The sequence below is a fragment of the Gordonia sp. CNJ-863 genome, assembly GCF_001942325.1.
Lineage (GTDB): Bacteria > Actinomycetota > Actinomycetes > Mycobacteriales > Mycobacteriaceae > Gordonia > Gordonia alkanivorans.
On sequence record NZ_MKKG01000047.1, the window covers coordinates 1,744 to 9,181 of the forward strand.

Genomic DNA, 7,438 nt, shown 5'->3' on the forward strand with positions numbered 1-7,438 from the left:
GTTCGACTCCACCAGAAGGAATTCGGAGATGATGGTGTCTTTGGGAAAGTGCCGGTTCAGCAGCGCGTATCCCTCGTTGCTTCCGGTGTCCGGCGGCTGACCTTCCCGATCGTCATAGGTGATTGTCATGGTGGTCGCGATGAGGCCGAGAGCGATCAGTGCCACCAGGCTCACCGCGAGCAGCGGGACCGGCCGCCGGATCACCCCCGTTCCCACCCGATGCCAGTACCGTCTGGTGAGGTCACGACGAGGTAGACCCGCGCCACGCTTTGCCGCGAACGACAGCACGGGGGGCAGCAAAGTGACGGTTGCCAGGAAGCCGAAGGCGATAGAGATCGCGCACGCCGGGCCGAGCGTGTTGAACACGCTGAGTTTGGCGAACGCCATCGCTAAGAAAGCAAAGGCAACTGTCGCTGCGGACGCGAGCACCACGCGACCGATCGTTGCGGTGGCGTTCGCAATGGCCACGTCAGGGGTATCGCCCGCCCGGATGCCCTCGTGATACCGGCTTATGAGGAATACGGAGTAGTCGACTCCGGCGCCGAAGATGATTACCGTCATGAACATCGAGGTGAATTGAGACACGGGCATGCCCAATTCGCCCAGACCCGAGAGCACCCCGCGGCCCACTGCCAGGCTCATGCCGACCACCAGCAGCGGCATGAGAGCGGTGAAGATCGATCGGTAGACGATCAGCAGGATCCCGGCGATCAACAGCACCGTGGCGAGCGTGATCACGACCAGATCGGTCTCACCCACCGCGAGCTGGTCGGTGAACGTGGCAGGTGGACCGGTCACCCGAACAATTGTGTCGGTACCACTGAAGACTTCGTTCGCGGTGTCACGGACCGCTTCCACGGCGTTGGCAGCGTCCGGTCCGCCCAACGTCCCCGTGACACCGATAGGCAGATACCACGCCTTCTTGTCTTTGCTCAGCGCCTGACTCTCCGTGAGCGGGTCGCCGAGCAGATCGCGGACTGCGATGACGTGTTCCGTGTCCGCACGCAGTGCGGTCACCAATTCGTCATACCTGGCGCGGGTGGTGTCCGAGAAACCCCTGTCGTTCTCCATGGCGACGAAGACGGTGGTCTTGGCCCCCTTCTCATTGAACGCCTCACCCATCCGGTCGAGCGTCTGAAATGACGGTACGCCCGCAGGTATCGGGTCCACCGACTGCTGTCGGATCACGGACTCCAGCTGCGGGAATAGCACCGCTAAGCCGACCGCAACCACGACCCAGACCGACGCCACGAATCCCTTGCGCCGCAACGTGAACCAGGCGACCTTTTCCAGTTGAGCGCTGTATTCACCGGTGCCGGCAGAACGCCTTGATGGACGGTTGTGAACGATCGACGACCTGGCCACGTACGAATTTCCTCTCGGACTCATTGGATTGGGGGAACGCCCCACAGGCGGCTCCGTGCGGGTCGGTCAGCTGTGATGTTCACTCTCTGCTATCGACTCCACGTCTTCGAGCGTGGTGGGGATGTGGTACGGCGGCCTGCTCGTGCCCGTAATGCGATAGCGGTCCCAGAAATCAGGATCGCCCACGACGCACTCGGCGCGGCCCTCTGGTGTCACGAAGACAGCAACCGTGCGCCTGCCCGCGAGGAGGGCGTCGAGCGCATCATTTTTGTCGATCCTGCCGTACCAGGTGTACAAGCCGTTGAGGGGCTGGAAATAGCCTTTGATTTTCACCCGGACAGCAATCTCCTTGCCGCGGCACACCAAGGTGCCCTCGCCGGAGTAGTCGAGATCGTGGTCGTCAGACACGTAAAGCTCACTTTCTTCACATCAAGCGTTGACAAAAGAACACACTGGCAGTGACACTAGCAGTATCGGGTACCCAGAGTATCGGGTATAGAGACGAGACTCAGCTCGGCCCGGAACACAACGGAGGTGTCACATGACCGTTCAGAATGTTGAGATCAAGCCCGACGTTTCGACGGAAGGGGTGTCGCGCGTCAGTGCCCGCAAGCCCGTCGACATGCAAAGGTCTGCCGGCCGACTCCTGCGGGCGGCGGCCGAAAAGTTCTACGACGCGGAGATCGACATCGATTGGGACTCGCCCTGGGAGGAGGGAAAGTACTTCCTGCCCGAGCATCGTGTCTCGCTCTACGGCACCAAGCTGTGGGAGAAAATGAGCGATGAGCAGAAGGTGGAACTCGGGCGCCATGAAATTGTCAGCATTCTCAGCTTCGGTATCTACGCAGAGAATCTGCTCAGCTCAGCGCTGCTCCGAATGTCTGCCAAAGGTGCCCTGACAGATCAAAGGGCCCTCTACGCCCTTAACGAGATCGGCGACGAGGCACGTCACTCGACGATGTTTGCCCGGTTGATCAACAAGACGGGACTGGCGCCGTACAAGTTGCCGAAGGGATTCTTGGGCTTCGCGAAGATTCTGCATTTTGTGCCTCTCGGCCCGTCTGTATCCGGCGCGACATTGCTCATCGAAGAGATACTCGACCGCGCTCAGCGTGAGGCGATGAATGACCCGAAAATGCAGCCGCAGCTGCGCCAGCTCATGAAGATCCACGTTCTCGAAGAGGCCCGCCACATCACCTTCGCGCGGCTGGAAATGGTGGAGGGGATGCAGCGTCGCGGACGCATCTCGCGCGCTTGGCATCGAGGCACGCTGGCGGTCATTGCGAACTTTGCGTACCCGTTGCTCATCAATCCGAAGGTGTACCCCGCTGTCGGAATCAACCGTCTGCGCGGGCTGTGGGCGCAGCAGACGAGCCCGAACTATCGCGTCAATTTGCAGTTCATGTCCGAGCCTATGATCCGGTTCTTCCACGAGGCCGGGATGATGGAGGGGAAATTCACGATGGCGATGTGGCGCGCAACGCGCAGCCTGCCCGACGATCTGCGCTAACACCCTCAGCCTGGCCCCCTCGGCCACTCGCCAACCCTCGACCCCACGTTCGGATGTCTCCGTTCGCGGGCTCGGGTGGATGACATTCTCACACCTGCGACGCGTTCCCGCGCCGTGCAGGTCCGTCTGCTGTATTTGATCAGGGAGCTTTTCACTCAATGCCGTCCTCCAACACCAAGCGCGCGGCGCGCGCCGCCACGGCGACAGACCCGGGAATAGCCGAGCCTATAATCACCAAGGTACTCATCATCGGCAGCGGATTTTCTGGGCTCGGTATGGCCGTGCAGCTCCGCCGGCGCGGGTATAGCGATTTCATCGTGCTGGAAAAGGCCGACTCTGTCGGTGGAACCTGGCGCGACAACACCTATCCAGGATGCGCATGCGACGTGCCGTCACTGATGTACTCCTACTCGTTCGAGAGCCGCGGTAGTTGGTCGAAGGTGTGGTCTTCGCAGCCCGAAATCGAGCAGTACCTGAAAGAGATCTCCGACAAGCGTGGTGTCACTCAGAAGATCCATTTTGGGCAGAAGTTGGTCTCCGGATACTGGAGCGAGTCCGAATCTCGGTGGCACCTGCGTACCGAGTCGGGCCGGGAGTACATCGCGCAGTACGTCGTGTCCGGTGTCGGCGCTCTGCACATCCCGAACTATCCGAACATCCCCGGAATCGATGAGTTCGCCGGCCAGGCATTCCATTCGGCAAAGTGGGACCACACGGTGGATCTCCAGGGCAAGCGGGTGGCCGTCATTGGCACCGGTGCCAGCGCGATTCAGTTCGTGCCATTCGTGCAGAAGGAGGCCGGCACACTCACGGTCTTCCAGCGAACCCCGGCTTGGGTACTTCCACGCAAGAACTTCGCGGTGCCGACGGCACTTCGGACCGTGCTCAGCAAGATCCCTATCACACGCCGCCTCGCTCGGTGGTCGGTCTACTGGGGCGCAGAGAGCCTGGCCTTCGGGCTCAACGGCCACTCCAACCTTATGCGACCAATCGAAAAAGTGGCGAAATGGAACATCGAGCGTTCTATCGCCGACCCTGAGCTACGCAGAAAGCTGATGCCGTCCTACCGCATCGGATGCAAACGCATCCTGGGATCGAACGACTACTACCCTGCACTCGCCGCGCCCAACACGACAGTGATCAGTGATCGGATTGAAAAGGTCACCGCGGATTCTATCGTCACCGCTGACGGCGTGTCACATCCTGTAGATGTGATCATTTACGCCACAGGGTTCCATGTCACAGACGGATTCGATCAACTCGCGCTCAAGGGCGCCCGGGGCGAAGACTTGCCGTCGCACTGGCACCGGACGGGCATCAACACCCACCTCGGCATCACCACCGAGGGCTTCCCGAACCTGTTCTTCCTGCTCGGGCCCAACACAGGTCTTGGACACAACTCTGTCGTATTCATGATCGAGCAGCAGATCAAGTACATCATGAAGGCCATCGACGCCGTCGACAGTCGCGGAGCGCAGCGTGTAGATGTGCGGCCCGAGGTTCAAGAACACTTCAACAAGAACATTCAGCACAAGCTCGCCAAGGGGGTATGGACCAACGGCGGGTGTACGAGCTGGTATCTGGACTCGCAGGGTGTCAACCGTACGGTGTGGCCCGGGTTCACCTGGCAGTACTGGCGAGCGACGAAGGACTTCAAGCCCGCCGAGTACGAGATCGCCTGACAACCCAGCCGTAGGTCATCGAGAAGTGAGTATTCAACAGTGAGTAGTTCGACAACAGATAACTATGCGAACCAGGTCGCAGTCGTCACGGGAGCCGCCTCAGGGATCGGCCGGTCCCTTGCGCTTCAACTTGCCGCACGCGGGGCCAGCCTTTCCTTGTCCGACGTCGACGAGGTGCATCTCGCGGAGACGGCGGCTATGTGCCGTACCGCGCATCGGGCGAAAGTCGAGACCGCCGTGTTGGACGTGGCAGATCGTGCTGCCTTCCAGGATTACGCCGAAAGCGTCCAGTCATCTTTCGGGTGCGTGAACATGGTGTTCAACAACGCCGGCGTCGCCCTCGGCGCCGACGTTGTTGACATGTCTTGGGAGGACTTTGACTGGCTGATGGGTATCAATTTCGGCGGTGTCGTCAATGGGACGAAGGCCTTCCTGCCTTATCTGATCGCCTCCGGTGATGGTCATCTGGTGAATACCTCCAGCGTCTTCGGTCTGGTCGGTATTCCCAGTCAAAGTGCTTACAACGCCGCCAAGTTCGGTGTGCGTGGCTTCACCGAAGCGCTTCGCCAAGAGATGAAGATCAGTCGGCATCCGGTCACAGTGACATGCGTTCACCCCGGCGGCGTCAAGACAAATATCGTCAATAACGCTCGGGGTGTATCCGATATGGGGGCAGATACCGCCACCATTGCCACAATGTTCAACAGCATCGCCAGGACCACTCCGGAGAAAGCGGCGTCCACCATCCTCAAGGGAATGGACAAGAAGAAGCCCCGAGTGCTGATCGGCGCAGACGCACGGGGCTTCGACTTTGTCGCACGCGTTGTGGGTCCGCGCTACCAGGACATCTCTGCGCCTATCACCCGCGCGGGCTACGCCTTCGCTCGCAAGCGGGGAATCATCAAATGACCGTCGAGCAGGAGAATCGGCCGGGCACCACCGCGCGATCGCGGACGCTGACCGTGTCGGAGGTCGTGCAAGAGACCAAGGACTCGGTGAGCATCGCCTTCGAAGTGCCTGACGAGATCGTCGACGATTTCAAGCATCTACCCGGGCAGTTCATTACGCTGAAGATCCCGTCCGACCAGACGGGCCACGTCGCACGATGCTATTCGCTGAGCAGTTCACCTCATGTCGATGACTTCCGCCTCGAGATCGGGGTGAAGCGCACCGCTGGGGGATACGCGTCAAACTGGTTGTGCGACAACGTCTCCGTCGGCATGGAAATGACCGTACTGACGCCGTCGGGAAAGTTTACCGCTAAGAGCCTCGACGTCGACATGCTTTTCTTCGCCGGCGGAAGCGGCATCACGCCGATCCTGTCGCTGGTGAAGTCGGCACTGGTGTCGGGCAGTGGGGAAGTCGTCCTGTTCTACGCGAACCTTGACGCCGATTCGATCATGTACGAGCGCCAGCTTCAGCAGATCAGATCCGAATTCCCCGAGCGGTTCACTTTGGTCGACTGGCTTGAGTCGGAGAACGGGATCCCCACATCCGAGGCTGTCGAGAAGATTATTCGTGATCACAAGGGATCGGTGATCTTCACCTGCGGCCCTTCCCCCTTCATGGATCTGGTGGAAAGGTCTGCCACCGCGTGTGGAGTGGACCATTCGGATGTACATCGGGAGGTGTTCCAGTCGCTGGCGGGTGACCCGTTCGACACCGCCACACTGCGTCGACTCAGTGACGATGAGGGTGTAGCTACCGCCACGGTTTACCTCAACGGAGAGTGCATCACCACGGAGTGGCCACGTAACACGCCGCTGCTCGATGTGCTGCTCTCACGAGGGCACAACGCCCCGTACTCGTGTCGAGAGGGCGCATGCAGCGCGTGTGTGTGCAAGCTCATCGAGGGTGATGTCGACATGGTGCAGAACAACATCCTCGTCGACGATGACATTGAGGACGGTGAGCGACTCGCGTGCCAGGCACTTCCGCTCACCGACGCTGTGACGGTGAGCTTCGATGACCTCTGACTCGATGACCTCTGACTCTTCGGGAGCTGGCCTGTTGTCGCCGCGGTCGCGGGAGGTTCTCTCTAGTGACGGCACAAGGCTGTTCGTTGAGGAGTACGGGCTGGGTGATGATGCGCCGCTGTTGGTGTTCAGCCACGGGTGGGCTTGCCAGGGTCGGTTCTGGAGACCTCAGATCGAACACTTCGCCAACACACACCGTGTGGTGGTATATGACCAACGAGGACATGGCTGGAGTGACCGGGGTCGCGCCCCCTTCTCTTCGTCGTTGCTCGGCGACGATCTCGAGGCGGTCTTGCGCGCGGTCGTCACGTCGAGTCGTAAGGCCTTGGTGTCCGGTCACAGTATGGGCGGGATGTCCATCATGGGTTGGGCTGCCGAGCACCCGGAGTCGGTGCCCCTCCTAGCCCGTGGTGCCGTCTTGGCGAGCACTGGACCTCCCAGTTGGTTAGCCGATCGACGTTAATAAGGTCGCCACGTCGATTCCGCGCCACACTGGAGCGAGCCTTCGCGGCTGGGCTCGCCATCGCGGGACCGGAGATGCTTGACACTCGTTTCAACCGACGGTTGGTAAAATACGGGACGATGGGTCCGCACGCGTCGGCCGACGTTATAGCGGAGTGTTCCGACATAGTGCTGCGTTGCCCACCTGCGGTGCGGGGAATGTGGGGAAAGGTCCTGGCCTCCATCGACGTCAGCAAAGGAGTCGACTCACTTGCGGTGCCGACGACGGTGATCGTGGGTTCTGCCGACAAGTTGACACCTGAGGTTCATTCCACTGATCTCGCCGAACGGCTGCAGCAGCGCGGTCGGTTGCACGATTTCGTGGTGTTGCCGCAGATCGGTCACATGATCAACATGGAGGCACCGAAAGATTTCAACGAAGCGGCGGCGCGATTGGACGCAGC

At 60.5% G+C, this 7,438-nt stretch carries 6 protein-coding genes and 1 pseudogene; 5 read left to right on the forward strand and 2 right to left on the reverse strand.

Features of this window, described 5'->3' with window-relative positions; all coding sequences use genetic code 11:
- Both BJF87_RS19970 and BJF87_RS19975 read right to left on the reverse strand, forming a co-directional pair.
- A partial coding sequence (locus BJF87_RS19970) for an MMPL family transporter (RefSeq protein WP_396246708.1) occupies positions 1 to 1,389 on the reverse strand: 1,389 nt, incomplete at its 3' end.
- A 42-nt stretch (positions 1,390 to 1,431) separates the two neighbouring features.
- On the reverse strand, positions 1,432 to 1,773 hold the full coding sequence (locus BJF87_RS19975; RefSeq protein ID WP_006361213.1) for a DUF4873 domain-containing protein: 342 nt from the start codon (positions 1,771 to 1,773) through the stop codon (positions 1,432 to 1,434).
- A 133-nt stretch (positions 1,774 to 1,906) separates the two neighbouring features.
- On the opposite strand from BJF87_RS19975, the gene BJF87_RS19980 reads away from it, so the two are divergent.
- The 5 genes and pseudogenes from BJF87_RS19980 to BJF87_RS27135 all read left to right on the forward strand — a co-directional run.
- Positions 1,907 to 2,875, forward strand: a complete 969-nt coding sequence (locus BJF87_RS19980) for a diiron oxygenase (RefSeq protein ID WP_006361212.1) — start codon at positions 1,907 to 1,909, stop codon at positions 2,873 to 2,875.
- A 158-nt stretch (positions 2,876 to 3,033) separates the two neighbouring features.
- Positions 3,034 to 4,557, forward strand: coding sequence for an NAD(P)/FAD-dependent oxidoreductase (locus BJF87_RS19985; RefSeq protein ID WP_006361211.1), 1,524 nt, complete (start codon positions 3,034 to 3,036; stop codon positions 4,555 to 4,557).
- Between the two features lie 39 nt (positions 4,558 to 4,596).
- A complete protein-coding gene (locus BJF87_RS19990; protein ID WP_006361210.1) occupies positions 4,597 to 5,466 on the forward strand; it encodes an SDR family oxidoreductase in 870 nt (289 codons plus the stop codon).
- A complete protein-coding gene (locus BJF87_RS19995) occupies positions 5,463 to 6,533 on the forward strand; it encodes a ferredoxin--NADP reductase (RefSeq protein ID WP_035756060.1) in 1,071 nt (356 codons plus the stop codon). Before BJF87_RS19990 ends, BJF87_RS19995 begins: the two co-directional genes overlap by 4 nt.
- A gap of 4 nt (positions 6,534 to 6,537) precedes the next feature.
- Positions 6,538 to 7,438, forward strand: a pseudogene (locus BJF87_RS27135) (alpha/beta fold hydrolase); the annotation flags it as partial.

Excerpts from the sequence above, each read along its gene's own strand:
- BJF87_RS19980 (WP_006361212.1), top strand. The coding sequence starts at position 1,907 with ATGACCGTTCAGAATGTTGAGATCAAGCCCGACGTTTCGACGGAAGGG.
- BJF87_RS19985 (WP_006361211.1), top strand. The coding sequence starts at position 3,034 with ATGCCGTCCTCCAACACCAAGCGCGCGGCGCGCGCCGCCACGGCGACA.
- BJF87_RS19995 (WP_035756060.1), top strand. The coding sequence starts at position 5,463 with ATGACCGTCGAGCAGGAGAATCGGCCGGGCACCACCGCGCGATCGCGG.